This is a genomic window from Streptomyces sp. NPDC037290 (assembly GCF_055603245.1).
In genome coordinates, this window is sequence record NZ_JBVJVZ010000003.1 from 717,089 (window position 1) to 732,214 (window position 15,126).

The 15,126-nt window shown below is 70.7% G+C and carries 14 protein-coding genes, 2 pseudogenes and 1 riboswitch; of the genes and pseudogenes, 8 read left to right on the forward strand and 8 right to left on the reverse strand.

Annotation, left to right across the window (positions count from 1 at the left end):
* Nucleotides 1-53 precede the first annotated feature (53 nt).
* The 4 genes and pseudogenes from ACZ7HQ_RS14030 to ACZ7HQ_RS14045 all read right to left on the reverse strand — a co-directional run bounded on the left by ACZ7HQ_RS14030 (nt 54) and on the right by ACZ7HQ_RS14045 (nt 3,558).
* Nucleotides 54-1,814 carry an MOSC domain-containing protein gene (locus tag ACZ7HQ_RS14030; RefSeq protein WP_470988451.1) on the reverse strand — a complete coding sequence of 587 codons (1,761 nt, stop codon included), beginning with the start codon at nt 1,812-1,814 and terminating at the stop codon, nt 54-56.
* A gap of 641 nt (nt 1,815-2,455) precedes the next feature.
* Nucleotides 2,456-2,701, reverse strand: a pseudogene (locus ACZ7HQ_RS14035) (CbtA family protein); the annotation flags it as partial.
* A 22-nt stretch (nt 2,702-2,723) separates the two neighbouring features.
* Nucleotides 2,724-2,916 (reverse strand): annotated as a pseudogene (locus ACZ7HQ_RS14040) (CbtB domain-containing protein).
* A 243-nt stretch (nt 2,917-3,159) separates the two neighbouring features.
* A complete protein-coding gene (locus ACZ7HQ_RS14045) occupies nt 3,160-3,558 on the reverse strand; it encodes a (2Fe-2S) ferredoxin domain-containing protein (protein ID WP_470988454.1) in 399 nt (132 codons plus the stop codon).
* A 39-nt stretch (nt 3,559-3,597) separates the two neighbouring features.
* A riboswitch (cobalamin riboswitch) is annotated at nt 3,598-3,778 on the reverse strand.
* Nucleotides 3,779-3,808: 30 nt separating this feature from the next.
* On the opposite strand from ACZ7HQ_RS14045, the gene ACZ7HQ_RS14050 reads away from it, so the two are divergent.
* Entirely contained in the window at nt 3,809-4,000 is a 192-nt protein-coding gene (locus ACZ7HQ_RS14050; RefSeq protein ID WP_470988456.1) for a hypothetical protein, read from the forward strand.
* A 451-nt stretch (nt 4,001-4,451) separates the two neighbouring features.
* Here the strand turns inward: ACZ7HQ_RS14050 and ACZ7HQ_RS14055 are convergent, their stop codons facing one another.
* On the reverse strand, nt 4,452-4,901 hold the full coding sequence (locus ACZ7HQ_RS14055; protein WP_470988459.1) for a MarR family winged helix-turn-helix transcriptional regulator: 450 nt from the start codon (nt 4,899-4,901) through the stop codon (nt 4,452-4,454).
* A 103-nt stretch (nt 4,902-5,004) separates the two neighbouring features.
* On the opposite strand from ACZ7HQ_RS14055, the gene ACZ7HQ_RS14060 reads away from it, so the two are divergent.
* The 3 genes from ACZ7HQ_RS14060 to ACZ7HQ_RS14070 all read left to right on the forward strand — a co-directional run bounded on the left by ACZ7HQ_RS14060 (nt 5,005) and on the right by ACZ7HQ_RS14070 (nt 7,776).
* A complete protein-coding gene (locus tag ACZ7HQ_RS14060) occupies nt 5,005-5,409 on the forward strand; it encodes a nuclear transport factor 2 family protein (RefSeq protein ID WP_470988462.1) in 405 nt (134 codons plus the stop codon).
* Nucleotides 5,410-5,510: 101 nt separating this feature from the next.
* Complete coding sequence (locus ACZ7HQ_RS14065; protein ID WP_470988467.1) at nt 5,511-6,983, forward strand: FAD-dependent monooxygenase; 1,473 nt, start codon at nt 5,511-5,513, stop codon at nt 6,981-6,983.
* Between the two features lie 190 nt (nt 6,984-7,173).
* Complete coding sequence (locus ACZ7HQ_RS14070; RefSeq protein WP_470988473.1) at nt 7,174-7,776, forward strand: ParB/RepB/Spo0J family partition protein; 603 nt, start codon at nt 7,174-7,176, stop codon at nt 7,774-7,776.
* A gap of 23 nt (nt 7,777-7,799) precedes the next feature.
* On the opposite strand, the gene ACZ7HQ_RS14075 is transcribed toward ACZ7HQ_RS14070, so the two are convergent.
* Both ACZ7HQ_RS14075 and ACZ7HQ_RS14080 read right to left on the reverse strand, forming a co-directional pair.
* Nucleotides 7,800-7,973, reverse strand: coding sequence for a hypothetical protein (locus ACZ7HQ_RS14075; RefSeq protein ID WP_470988476.1), 174 nt, complete (start codon nt 7,971-7,973; stop codon nt 7,800-7,802).
* A gap of 45 nt (nt 7,974-8,018) precedes the next feature.
* Complete coding sequence (locus ACZ7HQ_RS14080; RefSeq protein ID WP_470988478.1) at nt 8,019-8,972, reverse strand: LysR family transcriptional regulator; 954 nt, start codon at nt 8,970-8,972, stop codon at nt 8,019-8,021.
* A 70-nt stretch (nt 8,973-9,042) separates the two neighbouring features.
* On the opposite strand from ACZ7HQ_RS14080, the gene ACZ7HQ_RS14085 reads away from it, so the two are divergent.
* The 4 genes from ACZ7HQ_RS14085 (at nt 9,043) to ACZ7HQ_RS14100 (ending at nt 14,307) form a co-directional block, all read left to right on the forward strand.
* A complete protein-coding gene (locus ACZ7HQ_RS14085) occupies nt 9,043-9,969 on the forward strand; it encodes a dihydrodipicolinate synthase family protein (RefSeq protein WP_470988480.1) in 927 nt (308 codons plus the stop codon).
* 323 nt (nt 9,970-10,292) lie between these two features.
* Nucleotides 10,293-10,907, forward strand: coding sequence for a universal stress protein (locus tag ACZ7HQ_RS14090; protein WP_470988482.1), 615 nt, complete (start codon nt 10,293-10,295; stop codon nt 10,905-10,907).
* A 199-nt stretch (nt 10,908-11,106) separates the two neighbouring features.
* On the forward strand, nt 11,107-11,877 hold the full coding sequence (locus tag ACZ7HQ_RS14095) for a universal stress protein (RefSeq protein WP_470988485.1): 771 nt from the start codon (nt 11,107-11,109) through the stop codon (nt 11,875-11,877).
* A 48-nt stretch (nt 11,878-11,925) separates the two neighbouring features.
* Nucleotides 11,926-14,307 (forward strand): phosphoketolase family protein, encoded by a 2,382-nt coding sequence (locus ACZ7HQ_RS14100; RefSeq protein WP_470988487.1) that lies wholly within the window; start codon nt 11,926-11,928, stop codon nt 14,305-14,307.
* A gap of 214 nt (nt 14,308-14,521) precedes the next feature.
* Here ACZ7HQ_RS14100 and ACZ7HQ_RS14105 read toward each other — a convergent pair whose 3' ends face one another.
* The gene (locus ACZ7HQ_RS14105) at nt 14,522-15,034 is read right to left on the reverse strand and encodes a DUF2231 domain-containing protein (RefSeq protein ID WP_470988489.1); all 513 of its coding nucleotides are present in this window, start codon (nt 15,032-15,034) and stop codon (nt 14,522-14,524) included.
* Between the last annotated feature and the right edge of the window lie 92 nt (nt 15,035-15,126).

Here is a 15,126-nt window from a genome sequence, read left to right on the forward strand (position 1 = left end):
GTCGGTTCCCTCCTGCACGTCAGAGCTGTGTGATATCGACGCGTGCCAGGTGATTAGAGATCGAGGACGACGTCGGTGTCCGGTGTACTGCAGCACACAAGGACGGTGCCGGGCTCGGGAAGTTCGAGGGGTGGGGTGGTGTAGGTGATGTCGCCTGCCACGAGGCGGGTGATGCAGGTGTGGCAGACACCGGTGCGGCAGGACCAGCGGGTCGGGACGTCGCATGCTTCGGCGAGGTCGAGGAGGGATGCGTGGGCGGATGACCATGGCGTGGTGACGCCGCTGCGGGCGAAGGTGATGAGTGGGCCGGTGCCAGGGGGGCCGGGCGGTTGGTGTGGCCGGAGCACCGCGGTAGGGGCCACGCCGGGATTGATGGCGGGCAGGGCGCTGAACTGTTCGGTGTGGATCCGCTCGGTGCGGAGGCCGTGATGGCGCAGGAGGTCGCCGAGGTCGTTCATGAAGGCGGTCGGCCCGCAGAGGTAGGCGTCGGCGTCGGTCGGGATATGCATGGCCTCCAGCGTCTGGCGGGTCGGGCGGCCCTGGATGATGTGGTCCTCGCCCGGAGGCGGGGCTTCGGCGGTGTAGTAGACGTACTCGTGAGCGTGAGGGAGGTGCGCCAGGAGGGCGTGGGACTCGTCCGCGAAGGCGTGGTGGGCGCGGTCGTGGGCGGTGTGGATCCACCAGACCGGGCGTGGGTCTCGTGTGGCGGCGAGTTGGTGGAGCATGGCAAGCACGGGGGTGGCGCCGATCCCCGCGGAGATGAGCACGACGGGGCGGGTGCTTTCTTCGAGTACGAATGTTCCGCGGGGGCTGGCGATGTCCACGAGGGCCCCGGGGTGGAGTCTTGCGTGAATGTAACTGCTCACTCGTCCGTGGGGCTCGTGTTTGATGCTGATGCGGTAGGTGCTGGCGGTTGGCATGGCTGACAGGGAGTAGCTGCGCACTGCGGGTGGGGCGTCGCCGACGGCGAGGCGGAGGGAGAGGTACTGGCCCGGGCGGGCCGGGGGCAGGGGTGTATCGTCCATGGATTCGAGGTAGATCGAGGAGACGGTGGGGGTCTCCGGGACGATGCGGGCAACGCGCATAGTCTTGAAGCCCTGCCATCCGGGTTCTTCTCTGGGCTGCTGGGTGCCGGCGCGTTCGCCTGGCCATCCCGGTTCCTGTTGGGGTTTTTGGGCAGTGGCGAGCTCGCGGAAGGACTGCTGCCATCCGGGGCTGAGGGCGGGAATGCCGAGTGCTTTGCGTAGCTTTTCGGGGTCGCGGTCGGGGAGGTAGAGCAAGGCGTCGGTGTCGGCGACGCTGAGTTGTCCGGGGCCTTTGCGGGTGAGCGTGATCTCGTCGCCGGCCTGGACAAATCCCTCGGTGATCACGCGGAGGTAGAAGCCGGGGCGGTGGTGGGCAACCAGGAGTGAGGCCATGGTGGGTTCACCCAGGCGCATGCCGACGCGGTAGCAGGTGACCCGTGGCTGGGTGACCTCGAATTCGGCTTCGCCGATGCGGTACCGGTCGCCGATGCACACTTCGTTGTCGGGCAGGCCGTCGACGGTGAAGTTCTCCCCGAAGATCCCGAAGGTCAGGTCGTGGCGACCGAGCTGCCTTTGCCAGTACTGGTAGGACTGCAGTTGGTAGACCAGAACGGCTCGAATCTCGCCGCCGTGCCCGGCGAGGTCGCCTTGGCCGTCTCCTTCGACGTTCAGCCGCCGCACCATGCGACGGCCCGCGACGGGAGATTTCCACGCTCCGGTGTGGACGGTCCTTCCCCGCCAGAAGACGTCCTTGGGCATTCCTACGTTGACGGACAGCAGCTTCGCCATTGCAGACCTCCTGCGGGTGGCTGTCCGGGCAGTCCCTCATGGCGCTGTGATCTGTTGCGCTGGGGCGATCGTAGTTCTTGGACTGGTGCCGCTGGCGGCTCTCTCGTCCCGGGCCTTGGTGTCCGCGGAGATTCTTCGACCGAAGGGGTCGCGGATGCTCCATCTGGCGGATTGGTCCGTGTCGTGGACGTTGTCGACGGATCCTCGCCCTGTGAGCGTCCAGGGTCTGCATGGACTAGGAGCCCAGTGGGGGATGCATCCGTCCGATCACCCTCGCAGACGACCGCCGGAGAGGCTACTCGGCGATGGCGTTGCGGGTGCGTTGGCAGTGGCGCCTTGCCTTCATGCGGTTCCCGAGACCCGCGCCTCCCTGGAAAACCTGGTCACCGCCGCCCGTACCGTCCGCGGGGAGCTGCCCGCCTCCTGACCCTGACCGGACGATCTTTCGGACCGGGGCTCCACGAGCATGGGCCCCGACCCTCGTGTCCGCCGGGAGAACGCTGACGGCCGAGTATCCCTACTCGGCCGTTGGCACCGGGCCGGGTTCCAGGTTGGGATGGACGCCCTTCGGATGAGCATGGCATCGCGCAGCGTCCCGGGGCGCGTCACCCGCAGGGTCTGCTGCGCGGACGACCAGGCTCGAGAGCGGCGACGCCGCCGAAGGCGACCCCGTAGACGAGGACACCGGTGGCGAGGCCGGCGGTGGACTGCAGGGAGCGGGAGACGACCTCCATCTCATGCTCGTGGGAGTGGGCCTCCTCGAAGCTGATCGCCTTGCCGACGTTCGGCTCACCGAGGAGGTATGCCACGACGAGGGCGAGCACGCCGGCGGCGAGGCCGGCGAGCATGCCCCGTACGAGAAGGTTCCGTACGGTTGCGGAGTTCATGGGCGTGCGGTGTCCCCCCGCGTCAGTGGCAGGGGAAACCGAGCCGATGGCGGGCGTCGTGCACCCACTCGTGGACGCCGGTGCCGTTGAACACGGAGGTGGCGCCCTGCTCGGCGCCGACGAAGTAGACCAGGACCAGCATCAGGAATGCCGAAGAAGACCGCCCAGGGAGCTGTCTGACGCACGGGACGCCGCAGGGGGCGTCCCGCATACAGTGGCGCGACCGTGCCGGGTTCTCACCGGCTTCCGTCTCGCCGTCGGCGATATCGGACAGACCGTACCGCGCGCCGCGTGCACGGCCAAGACCGCCTCAGCCTGGCGTGATCTTCCACTCGCACCAGGCGGGGCGGAACGGGCTCCATGGGAAGAGGGTTCGGCCAGCCTCAGTCAGACCTCGCGATTTCGAGTCTGCAAGCGCCCCGGATTCGAAGCGACCAGCCTCCTGTCGCGCGCAAGCCTCAGGAAACCGCGGTGCGCCGCGGTGGGGTGAAGACGTACAAGTCGAGGATGTCCGGCAGTGGCGCCACGCCTGGACCACCGGCACGGACCCAGGTGACGATGTCCTCGGTCGCGTCCGGATCGTTGACGAGCCCGAGCCAGACCGGCCGGGCACCGGCGGCACGGCCCGCGGCGGACGGCTGCACGACGATGACGTTGGCCTGATCGCACACGTCGAGGCACTCCGAGATGCGCACCGGCACCTCCGCCCGCAGTCGCGCGGTCTGTGCGGCGTGATCCACTCCGGTCACCTTGGGACTCCCGCAGCAGCAGTCCCGGCACACGACGACCCGGCACGGCACCGATTCACCCACCTGCGCGGCCTGGACCGATGTCTCTTCTGACGGCGTCTCCGGCATGGCACACCACTCCCCTCCCGGGGAGATCCGCCCCGGTGTTCGTCGAGGAGGCGACCGCGTGAGTGTCCTGGCTCCCGGGTCGCCGCTCGCCCCGCCTTCCCACCCTGTCCGGGCGGTGGCCGGAACTCGCTCACCGGTCACAGTGGCGGGACCACGCCGGATTCTCACCGGCTTCCTCGAACCGCCGTCGCCTGTTGTCACCGGTCATGATCTCAAATCCGGTCAGCGCTGTCGTCCGACGATGACGCCGTTGACCGGAGTTGCCCCACCGTCGGTCGGCGCCGTCCCGGTGCCGGCCGCTGGGACCGGTCAGTGGATGGCGAACGCGACCAGCACCAAACCCCAGGGCGCGAAGATCACTGGAGCTGATATGAGCCAGCCCATCCTCCAGGAGGTCCTGGACCCGATGAAGACGCAGAACAGCGTCATCAGGATGGTGTAGATCAGAAAGGCGTATGCGATGACCCCCGCCCCCGAACCCACCGCGCCTCCTCGTGAGATCTGCCGCACGGACGACGGCAGTTCCTTCTCGACTCATGAATTGAACATGTTCATAATTCTGTGAGTCAAGCGTCGAGGGGAAGAGCGAGACCCGATGCCGTCCCGGTTACTGCCGGCACAACGCCAATGCCCGCCACCGCGGCGTCCCGTCCGCAGAACGACGTGAACTCGCCCGCATCCGCAGCCAGAAAGCGTCCACTCGGTGGCCGACCCCTGTCAGCGGCGGCAAGCGCACCACTCCTGAGCCCAGAAGCCGGCGCGCTCACCGCAAGGGACGCGGCAGCTGGGGCGGCAGACCCCCCGGCTTCGACAAGACGATGTACGAGCGCAGGAACGAAGCGCCGGAGTCGGCGCGGCCCGGGCATTGCGCACTCGCACCTCGCTTGCAGGCGTCACGATTCCGCGAACGGGCCGGTGGCGACAAAGCGGTGGAGTTGGCGGGCGAAGCTCTGCGCCTCCTCCGGGGGCCAGGAGGCGAGGGACGCCTCGATGATAGTGGCCAGGCGCTGCCGGGTGGTCTTCACCGCCTGCTGTCCGGTTTCGGTCAGGGCGAGCAGGGTGGCGCGGCGGTCGTCGGGGTCGGGTTCGCGGCGCAGCAGGCCGGCTTCCTCCAGGCGGGTGGCGCGGCGGGTGACGCCGGAGCGGTCGAGGCCGATTTCGCCCGCGAGGTCGGCAGCGCTGCACGGGCCGGTCCGGGCGAGCCCACTGAGGACGGGGTAGGTGGTTTCGTCCACCGCCTCGCCCAGGCCGTCCGTCAGGCGCGCGTAGAGCCGTGCTCGGGTGCCCCGCCTGAGCAGAGCTCCAAGGGCGTCGGCGATCTCGTGTCCCACATCGTTAGGCATGACCCAAGAATAGCGTGCGCGACGCACGCAATCTGTAGTACGGTGCATGTGCGTGCTCGGCGCACGCACTTTCTGCCGAAACATGAACACCAAGGGGACCGTCATGACCACCGCCGGCAACCGCACCGACGCCCGCGCCGCCCTCACCGACCTGCTCCTCACCCCGGGCCTCGACCTCGACGAGGCCGCCGACCGGCACTTCGCCCCCGACTACCGCCAGCGCACTGACGGAAGCTGGGCGGACCGCACCGAGTTCCTCGCCCACATCGCCCACCTGCGCACGGTCGTCGCCGGCGGCTCGGTGGAGGTGCACGACGAACTCTCGTCCGGCGATCGCTACGCCGACCGCCACACGATGGAGGTCATCAAGACCGACGGCTCCACCGTCCGCATGGAGGTCTACCTCTTCGCCGAGTTCGCCCCCGACGGCCGTTTCCGCCGCATCGAGGAGACCACCCTCATGCTCGAAGGCGCCGAGCACGACCGGAACCTCGGCAGCGCTCGCTGAGCCACTTTGCCCACCTGACGCCACGAGGCCGCCCCTGTCCCAGCACATCGGCGCGCCGCCGTCACGGCGCATCGTCCCAGAAGTGAGAGGAAGTGGTTGTCATGCTCGATGTGCTCATCGCCGGGGCCGGCCCGGTGGGACTCTGGCTCGCCGCGGAGTTGCGCCTGCACGGGGTGGAGGTGACCGTCGTGGAACGCCGGGCGGCACCGGACGGACGGTCGCGCGCGGTCGGCATGCAGGCCGGCACGCTGGACACCTTCGCCACCCGCGGCCTCGCGGAGCGGTTCATCGAACGCGGCACCCCGGTGCCGACCGGCCACTTCGGCGCGGCGACCACCCGGCTGGACTTCTCCACAGTCGGGGCGGTGCACCCGTTCATGCTGGCGCTCGGTCAGTCCGTCACCGAAAAGGTCCTGGAGGAGCACGCACTCGCCGTGGGCGCCCGGGTGCTGCGCGGGGAGGAGGTCGTCTCGCTCACCCAGGGGCCGGATGCCGTCGAGGCGGTGATCCGGGCCGCCGGTGCCCACCGGACCGTGCGGGCCCGCTGGGTGGTGGGCTGCGACGGCACCCGCAGCGCGGTGCGCCAGGCGGCCGGCATCGGCTTCCCCGGTCAGGACACCACCATGACCGGGTGGCTCGCCGACGTCGAACTGGACGATCCGCCCACGGGGCCACTGTCCGCCACCGGGCCGGCCGGGTCCCTCCTGGTAGCCCCGATCGGCGACGGCGTCCACCGGCTGGCGGGCCTGTCCACGGCCACCGTGCACCGCGGCACCGGTGACCCGCTGACCCTGGAGGAGGTGGGCGAGCAGACCCGCGCGCTGCTGGGACGGGACCTGGGCATCCGCAACCCCCGGTGGCTGTCGCGCTACGGCAACGCCACCCGGCAGGCCGCGCATTACCGGGCCGGACGGGTCCTGGTGGCCGGGGACGCGGCGCACATGTTCTTCCCCGCCGGTGGGCAGGGCATGAACCTCGGCATCCAGGACGCCACCAACCTGGGCTGGAAGCTGGCCGCCACCCTCCAGGGCCGGGCGCCCGGCGGACTGCTCGACAGCTACGACGCGGAGCGGCGGCCGGCCGCCCGCGCGGTCATCCACAACACCCGGGCGCAGCTGGCCCTGTTCGCGGCGGCGAGCCCGGAGCAGATCGCGCTGCGCGAGGTCTGGTCCGCCGCGCTGGCCGAACCGCGGACCAACCGACAGTGGGCCCGAAGGATCGCCGGCTTCGACGAGCCGCTCCCCGCCGGCACCGCACCCGGCGCGCACCCGCTGACCGGCACGCGGCTGGCCGGCCTCGCCCTGGATGTGGCCGACGCGCCCACCGCCCACCCGCTGATGCATCACGGCCGACCGCTGCTGCTGGACCTCGGCGGAACGCGGACGCCGTGTGCCGCACCCGGTCTGGACCGCCGGACGGTAGGCGTCAATGCCGAGGAGTCGCATCCGGTCTGGCGGGACGTCACCGCCGTCCTGGTCCGGCCGGACGCCCGGATCGCCTGGGCCGGTACCGACACCGACCCGCAGCGCCGGGCCGCGGACTGCAGCGCGGCCCTGCGCACCCTGTGCCGCTGAACGCCGCTCGATGAGCCCGCCCGTCGGCGGCGTTTGGGAACACTTATGCCGGATTCGGAAAATGGCGCCCGGTCACCTTGCACGGCAGGAGCCCCCGGCGGTGGCCCGCCCGGATCAGAGGTCAGTGAACACGCGCGGGTGCGCCGGCGCGGTGCCGCAGCATGTGCGACCTCGCGAAGGAGCTTGCCGTATGACGTACCATCAGGATCCGGCCACCCGTGGGTTCAGCGACGTCAACGACGATCTTTCCGCCAGTGCTGCGGACATCCTTGAACCCGCCCTCTTCGCCGACATCCACCGCGTGGACGTCCCTCCCATGGACCAGGCGAAAGCCATCCGGGAACTCGTACGGGTCCATGGCTCCCAGGGCCAAGTGGCCAAGCGGTTGGGGAGGACACCAGCCTGGGTGTCCCAACGCCTGGCACTGCTGGAGCTCACTTCGGAGCTTCAGGAGAGAGTCGAAGCGGGCGAGTTGAAGGTGGAGCACGCCCGCCGGATCGGCCGACTTCCCAAGGCGGAGCAGAAGGCCGAGGCGGAGAAAGCTCTCAATGCCGTCAAGACCCCGGGGCAGGGGCGGCGCCGGCCCGGGGGCGAAGGAACTCTGCCGTACGACGACGCACTCCACGTTGTCCGGCACCTTCACCTGAAGATGGCTACCGAGCACTTCGTCCAGGGCGCACGAGTGTGGATGAAGATCCTCCGCGAGCAGCACCCTGAGGAGTACCAGACGCTGCTGCTTGAGCTGCACGGCCAGGTGCGCGTTGACGAACTCGCTCGCCCCCAGCGCTCCTGAACGACGACCTCGCCCGGCCGCAGTCAGGCCGGCCAGTCCGGGCCCTCCTGGCCGATGAGTTGCTCGTGTTCGCCCTGGGCGGGGGCCGCGCGGACCTCCTGCAGCAGCCAGGTGTTGCGGCAGTGCCGTGCGGGAGTGGGCGGCAGCAGCGGTGCCACCCGCTCCCCCAGGTCGTCAGGAACAAGATCCCCACGCACTCGGGACACCTGCCGACCAAGATCGCCGAGGACAGGACCCGCGACTCAACTCCCTGAAGCGGTCAGTAGGGAGGCACGGCCCGCGGTGCCCACCGCTGTGCGCGCCGCCGCCACGAATGCCGCGATCGCCGGGTGGGTGCCGCCGCCCGCACGGAAGGCGACCTTCGAGCGGCGGAAGAGGGGCAGCCGGGTCAGGACCACGTCCTCGGGGGCGTGTGCGGTGGCCATCTCCGGTACGAATCCGGCGCCTTGCCCGATGGCGGCCAGTGCCAGGACCGTACGGAAGTCGTTGACCTGGTGGCGGATGCGCGGCTGGAACCCGGCCGCTTGACAGGCCCGTACGGCCATCGCGTGGCCGGTCGTACCGTCCCGGGCGGTGATCCATGGGGACGCGGCCCACGGTCCCAGCAGCTCCGCCAGCGTGTCGCCGCAGGCGGCAGGACCGGTGGCGAGAGCGCTGTCGGCGGAGCCGCCCGTGGCCAGGTACATCGGCTCCTCCAACAGGGGCACCTGGTCGACCGTGGTGTCCGGTGACGCGGGCACGAAGTCGTAGTCGTGGACGAGGGCCACGTCGAGTTCGCCGGCGCGCAGGCCGTCGGAGACCCGCGCCGAGTCGATCTCCCGCACCATCGGCTCCAGCGCGGGATGCCGCCGGGCCAGTTCGGCCAGCGTGGCGGGCACGATCGCGGGGCCGCCAGAGGGAAACGTCCCGATCCGCAGCGGCCCACCGATGCCCTCGCGTGCCCCGGCCAGCTCGGAGACCGCCAGTTCGAGGCGTTCGAGGACGGCGTCGGCGTGGGTGACGAGGGTGCGGCCCGCGGGGGTGAGCACCACCCGTCTGCCACTCCGTTCCAGCAGGGGTACGCCCGCCTCGCGCTCAAGCACGCTCAGCTGCTGGGAGACGGCCGAGGCGGTGAAGGTCAGCGCCTCGGCGACGGCCGCGATGGTGCCGCGTCGGTCCAGTTCGCGCAGCAGGTGGAGACGTCGGACATCAAGCATAAGGTGAGCTTACGCATAGGCGAAGAAACATGAACTGGATCTACTGGTTTGCGTCGGTCAGGCTGGGCGCATGAAGCCCGAAGCGAACCTCACCGGCCTGTTTGTCCCCTTGGTGACCCCGTTCACCGACGACCTGCGCCTCGCCCCGGACGCGCTCGCCCGGCTCGCCCATGAGGCGCTGTCAGTCGGCGGGGCGCGCGGACTGGTCGCCCTGGGCACCACCGCGGAGGCGGCCACGCTGACCACCGAGGAGAAGCAGGCCGTGGTGCGTATCTGCTCGGCCGCCTGCCGGGCACACGGAGCTCCGCTGATCGTCGGCGTCGGCACCAACGACACCGCCGCCGCGATCACGACACTGCGGGAGCTCGCGCAGAGCGGTGACGTCGCCGCGGCGCTGGTTCCCGCACCGCCCTACACCCGGCCCGGCGAGGCGGGAACCCTGGCGCACTTCACGGCACTCGCCGAACACGGGGGCCTGCCACTGGTCGTCTACGACATCCCGTACCGCACCGCTCAGCCCCTCAGCACCCGAACCCTGAACGCGCTCGGGCACCTGCCGGAGGTCGTCGGCGTCAAGTACGCGACCGGCGCGATCGACGCGGCCGCGATGGAACTGCTGGGCTCGCCGGCACCGGGCTTCGCGGTGCTCGGCGGTGATGACGCCGTCATCTCTCCGCTGCTCGCGGCGGGCGCCCGCGGCGGCATCCTGGCGTCGGCCAACGTCCGCACCGCTGACTACGCCGAGCTGATCTCGCTGTGGCAGCGCGACGCCACCGGACCGGCCCGCAGGCTGGGAGCCGAGCTGGCCCGGCTGTCCGCCGCGCTCTTCGCCGAGCCGAACCCGACCGTCATCAAGGGGGTGTTGCACGCCCAGGGCCGCATCCCCAGCCCGGCCGTCCGCCTGCCGCTGCTGGCCGCCTCCGCCGATTCGGTCCGGCGGGCGGCGGACCTGGCCACCACCCGGAGCCACCGAGCCCACGAAGAGGCCGCGGCCTGACACAGGCACATGGTCCCCCCGAAGGGGACAGCGAGTCTCCCCGGAGGATGTTCATGAATTCCCAGGTGCAGCCATCCACCAGGGCCGGCCGGCCTCACACACTCCTTGGTCGTGGTGTGCGAGGTCGAACTGCACGTCCACCACCCCTTCGACGGCCCGCGCCAGGCGCACGGCCATGGGACCCAGTGCCGTGTCACGGACGTGGCAGGGCCGAACGGACGTTGCAGGGCCGAACGGCCCCGCACAGGGACCTGCGGCCCCTGACCCCGCGAGGGCTGGGTCACCACTCTGGATTCGGATCCCTCGCCCGGAAGGTGGAGACCATGGCCCGCAGCATCACCGTAGGTCTCGACGGCTCGCCCGAAAGTCGGGCCGCCGCCGAATGGGCGGTGCGTGAAGCGAGTCTGCGCTCCCTGCCGCTGAAGCTTCTGCATGTCTTCGAGCCCATGTCCGGGGCCCGGAAGCGACTGCTCGGCAGCGAGAGCGTCGAGGGCTGGACCGAGAGGATCCCACGTGAGGGGGCGGAGCGCCTCCGGCTGCGCCACCCCGGTGTCGAGGTGATCACCGATCGGGTCACCGGCAAGCCGGCCGAGGCCTTGGTACAGGCGGCGGACGCCGCAGAGCTGCTGGTGCTCGGCTCACGCGGCTACGGCGTAGGGTCGTCAGGGCTCGGTCAGCCTGGCCGTCGTCGCCCACGCCGCACGTCCGGTGGTACCGGTCCGGGCCGGGGAACAGGCAGCCGACGAACACAAGACGGGCCCCGCGGGTGTCCCGTCGGCCGCGACCGCCTTCCGGCCCGTCGTCGTCGGCCTCGGCACCGATCACCCGGACGAGACGCTCCTGGGGTTCGCCTTCGCCGCCGTGCGCCGGGACGCCTCCCTGAGGGTCGTACACGCCTGGTCCGAGCCGCCCACCTCGTTCTGCCGCTTCTCCGGTGACGCCGAACTCCAGGACTCACTCGAGCGCCGGCGGGCCACCGCCCTGACCGAGGTACTGCGTGGTCGCCCCTGTTGCCGTGTTCGCGCACGACTGACTCACTGGAGGAGGAGAACCCATGAAGGCAGTGGTCGCGCGGGTGCTCGGCGGACCTTTGGCCATCGAGGAGCCCGTCGACCCCGGCACGGGACGGTGAGCACGATGGACCTTCCGATCGTCGTGGGCGTCGACGGCTGCGAACCGAGCCTGGGGGCTGTGGACTGGGCGGCCGACGAGGCCGCCCTGCGCGGGGCGTCGCTCCGGCCGGTGTACGCCTCGCTCTGGGAACGGTACGAAGGCGCCCTGCTCGCCCAGGAACCGGACGAGCCGTCGGAGGAGGTGATGGCCCAGGACGTCGTGGACACCGCCCGACAGCGAGCCCGGCACCACCAACCCGGCGTGAAGGTCACCACCGACGTGCTGCCCGAGGCGCCGGAGTCCGGACTCCTACGAGAGAGCCGCACCGCCCTCGCGGGCCTGGCGGTCGCCGGGCACGCGCACTGCCCGGTGATCGTGCTGCGTGGCAGCCACGACGACCAGGGCCGCCCCGGAACCCGAGGGCGCATCGTCCTCGGCGTGGGTGAGAAGCCGACGGGCTCGGCCGCCGTACGGTTCGCGACCGAGGAAGCCGTGCTGCGGGGAGTGCCCCTGGAAGCCGTACGGGCCTGGCGGCGGCCCGCGCACGCGACCACCGGCCACCCTCCCCCAGACTTCGTCCGGGGGCGCCCCCAGCTCGTCGGGGAGCCGGCGCACCGCCACACCGTCGAGGGCCACGCCCTCGACGCCTTGCCGGCCGCCTCGCACGAGGCTGACCTGCTGGTCGTCGGCGCCCGGCGCCGCCCCGGCCACTTCGGACCCCAGCTCGGCCGTGTCGCCCACGGGGTGCTGCACCACGCGGCGTGCCCGGTGGCCGTCGTACCCGAACCTTCCTGACAACAGCGGGAAACCTTCCCACAACCGAAGACGACATCCGGAGCTCTCATGCCCCAGGCCGCCCACTCGGACGCCAGCACCCTCACCGACCAGGAACTGCGCATCCTGGACGCGCACTGGCGCGCCGCCAACTACCTTGCGGCGGGTCAGATCTACCTCATGGCCAACCCGCTGCTCACCGAGCCGCTGAGGCCCGAGCACATCAAGCCGCGGCTGCTCGGCCACTGGGGTACCTCGCCCGGCCTGAGCCTCGTGTACACGCACCTCAACCGCGTGATCAGGGCGCGCGGACTCGACGCACTCTGCGTGTGGGGCCCGGGCCACGGCGGGCCGGCCGTCCTCGCGGGCTCCTGGCTGGACGGCAGCTACAGCGAAACGTATCCCGACGTCTCCCGGGACGCGGCCGGCATCGCGCGGCTGTTCAGGCAGTTCTCCTTCCCCGGCGGGGTGCCCAGTCACGTGGCCCCCGAGACCCCCGGCTCCATCCATGAGGGCGGCGAACTCGGCTACTCGCTCGCGCACGCCTACGGCGCCGCCTTCGACAACCCGAACCTGCTGGTGGCCTGCGTGATCGGCGACGGCGAGGCGGAGACGGGACCGCTGGCCGCCTCCTGGCACTCCAACAAGTTCCTCGACCCGGTCCACGACGGGGCCGTACTGCCGATCCTGCACCTCAACGGCTACAAGATCGCCAATCCCACCGTGCTGTCCCGGCTGCCGGAGGAGGAACTGGACGCACTGCTGCGGGGATACGGGCACGAGCCCCTCCACGTGAGCGGTGACGACCCGGCCGTGGTGCACCGCGCCCTGGCGGCGGTGCTCGACGAGGCGCTGGACGGCATCGCCCTGATGCGGCGCAGGGCACGCGAGGAGGGCATCAGCGAGCGGGTGCGCTGGCCGGTGATCGTGCTGCGCACGCCCAAGGGCTGGACCGGCCCGGCGGAAGTGGACGGCGAACCGGTGGAGGGTACCTGGCGGGCCCACCAGGTTCCGCTGGCCGGGGTCCGGGAAAACCCTGAGCATCTACGGCAGTTGGAGCAGTGGTTGCGCTCGTACCGGCCGCAGGAGCTGTTCGGCTCCGACGGGCGGCCCGTCCCGGACGTCCTCGCCTGCGTCCCCGAGGGGACGAAACGGCTCGGGGCGACCCCGCACGCCAACGGTGGCCTCCTCCTGCGCCAGCTGCCCCTGCCGGCCCTCGAGGGCATCGCCGTGCCCGTCGACAAACCCGGTTCCACCCTGCACGAACCCACCCGAGTCCTGGGCGCTCTCCTCGAACAGGTCATGAAGGACACCAGGGTGCGACGGGACTTCCGCCTCGTCGGCCCGGACGAGACCGCCTCCAACCGGCTCCAGGCCGTCTTCGAGGCCAGCGGAAAGGCCTGGCAGGCGGAGATGCTGCCGGTCGACGAACACCTCGACCGGCACGGCCGGGTGATGGAGATCCTCTCCGAACACCTCTGCCAGGGCTGGCTGGAGGGATACCTGCTGACCGGCAGGCACGGACTCTTCTCCTGCTACGAGGCGTTCGTGCACATCGTCGACTCGATGGTCAACCAGCACATCAAGTGGCTGAAGACCTCTCGCGAGCTGCCCTGGCGGGCCCCCATCGCGTCCCTCAACTACCTGCTCACCTCGCACGTGTGGCGCCAGGACCACAACGGCTTCTCCCACCAGGACCCCGGCTTCGTCGACCACGTCCTCAACAAGAGCCCCGAGGTGGTCCGTGTCTACCTGCCGCCGGATGCCAACACCCTCCTGTCCGTCACTGACCATGTGCTGCGCAGCCGTGACTACGTCAACGTGATCGTGGCCGGCAAACAGCCGTGCTTCGACTGGCTGTCCATGGACCAGGCCCGGGTGCACTGCGCACGCGGCGCCGGGATCTGGGAGTGGGCGGGCACCGAGAACGGCGCCGAGCCGGACGTCGTCCTGGCCTGTGCGGGTGACGTACCCACCCAGGAGGTGCTGGCCGCCGCCCAGTTGCTGCGCCGGCACCTGCCCGGCCTGGCGGTGCGGGTGGTCAATGTGGTCGACATGACCCGGCTGATGCCCCACGAGGAACACCCGCACGGGATGACCGACTTCGAGTACGACGGGCTGTTCACCACCGGCAAACCGGTGATCTTCGCCTACCACGGCTACCCGTGGCTCATCCACCGCCTCGCCTACCGCCGCACCGGGCACAAGAACCTGCACGTGCGCGGATACAAGGAGTCCGGCACCACGACCACCCCGTTCGACATGGTCGTACGCAACGACCTCGACCGCTACCGCCTCGTCATGGACGTCATCGACCGCGTCCCGGGCCTGGCCGTGCGCGCCGCCGCCGTACGCCAGGCCATGGCCGACGCCCGCACCCGCCACCACGCCTGGATCCGCGACCACGGCACCGACCTGCCGGAGGTCGCCGAGTGGCGCTGGAACAGCTGAGCATCGGGGGTCGGACCCGCCGCGGTGATACACAGTGATCGCCGCGCTGCCGACCCTCACCGCCCGTCCGTTGAAGGCCGCCGTCCGTTGAAGGCCGCCGGCCGTTCCCTGCCGCGTTCGCGACCAGCGGTGAGGACGATTCGGCCCTCCGATCAGCCCCGGCAGGGCGACGTGCGGTCTGCCTCGGGACGCGGGCAAGCGGGCCCGCGCCGGTTCAGGAACCGTCCTCTGATCCTGTCGCCGTCTTCGAGTAGGCGTCGTGCCATGCTGCCTTCGCCCCGGAGTCGCCGATCCGGTAGACGTCCACCACCGCCCCTGCCGCAACGGCCAGCGAGAGCACGCCCACGACGATCCGTACGGGCAGTGCGGACCAGCGCGTGCCGCCGCCCTGTCCAGGCTCCGCCGGAGCGCGCCGCCCCGTCCACCACACGACCGCCGCCAGCACGAACAGGCCCAGGGCCCACGGCAGCAGGCCGTCGCCCAGCTCGGTGTGCCGGCGCACCAGGGCATCGTCGTCCACGTGCCGTTCCAGCCACTCGCCGGCGTGCGTGGTCAGCGGCACGCTGACCAGGGCGACGAGTGCGAGCAGGGGCAGCAGCGGGCCCAGCCGCCGGGCGGCGCGCGGCCACAGCGCGGCCGCGACCAGGGCCAGAGCGGTCAGGGGTATCAGCACGACAACCACGTGGACCAGCAGGACATGGCTGGGCAGACCGTTGATCAGACTCATTCAGGCGCTCCTGAGGAGGTAAGGGGCGCGTCAGCGTGGCACAGGAAACTCTCAGTTGCCTCTCAGTCGAGCCGGACGCGGCGTCGAGCGTG

Bases quoted from the DNA above. Each gene is read 5' to 3' on its own strand.
- ACZ7HQ_RS14060 (WP_470988462.1), top strand. From the start codon at position 5,005: ATGACCACCGCCGGCAACCGCACCGACGCCCGCGCCGCCCTCACCGAC.
- ACZ7HQ_RS14085 (WP_470988480.1), top strand. From the start codon at position 9,043: ATGAAGCCCGAAGCGAACCTCACCGGCCTGTTTGTCCCCTTGGTGACC.
- ACZ7HQ_RS14080 (WP_470988478.1), bottom strand. From the start codon at position 8,972: ATGCTTGATGTCCGACGTCTCCACCTGCTGCGCGAACTGGACCGACGC.
- ACZ7HQ_RS14030 (WP_470988451.1), bottom strand. From the start codon at position 1,814: ATGGCGAAGCTGCTGTCCGTCAACGTAGGAATGCCCAAGGACGTCTTC.
- ACZ7HQ_RS14105 (WP_470988489.1), bottom strand. From the start codon at position 15,034: ATGAGTCTGATCAACGGTCTGCCCAGCCATGTCCTGCTGGTCCACGTG.
- ACZ7HQ_RS14070 (WP_470988473.1), top strand. From the start codon at position 7,174: ATGACGTACCATCAGGATCCGGCCACCCGTGGGTTCAGCGACGTCAAC.
- ACZ7HQ_RS14065 (WP_470988467.1), top strand. From the start codon at position 5,511: ATGCTCGATGTGCTCATCGCCGGGGCCGGCCCGGTGGGACTCTGGCTC.
- ACZ7HQ_RS14100 (WP_470988487.1), top strand. From the start codon at position 11,926: ATGCCCCAGGCCGCCCACTCGGACGCCAGCACCCTCACCGACCAGGAA.
- ACZ7HQ_RS14090 (WP_470988482.1), top strand. From the start codon at position 10,293: ATGGCCCGCAGCATCACCGTAGGTCTCGACGGCTCGCCCGAAAGTCGG.
- ACZ7HQ_RS14045 (WP_470988454.1), bottom strand. From the start codon at position 3,558: ATGCCGGAGACGCCGTCAGAAGAGACATCGGTCCAGGCCGCGCAGGTG.
- ACZ7HQ_RS14095 (WP_470988485.1), top strand. From the start codon at position 11,107: ATGGACCTTCCGATCGTCGTGGGCGTCGACGGCTGCGAACCGAGCCTG.
- ACZ7HQ_RS14055 (WP_470988459.1), bottom strand. From the start codon at position 4,901: ATGCCTAACGATGTGGGACACGAGATCGCCGACGCCCTTGGAGCTCTG.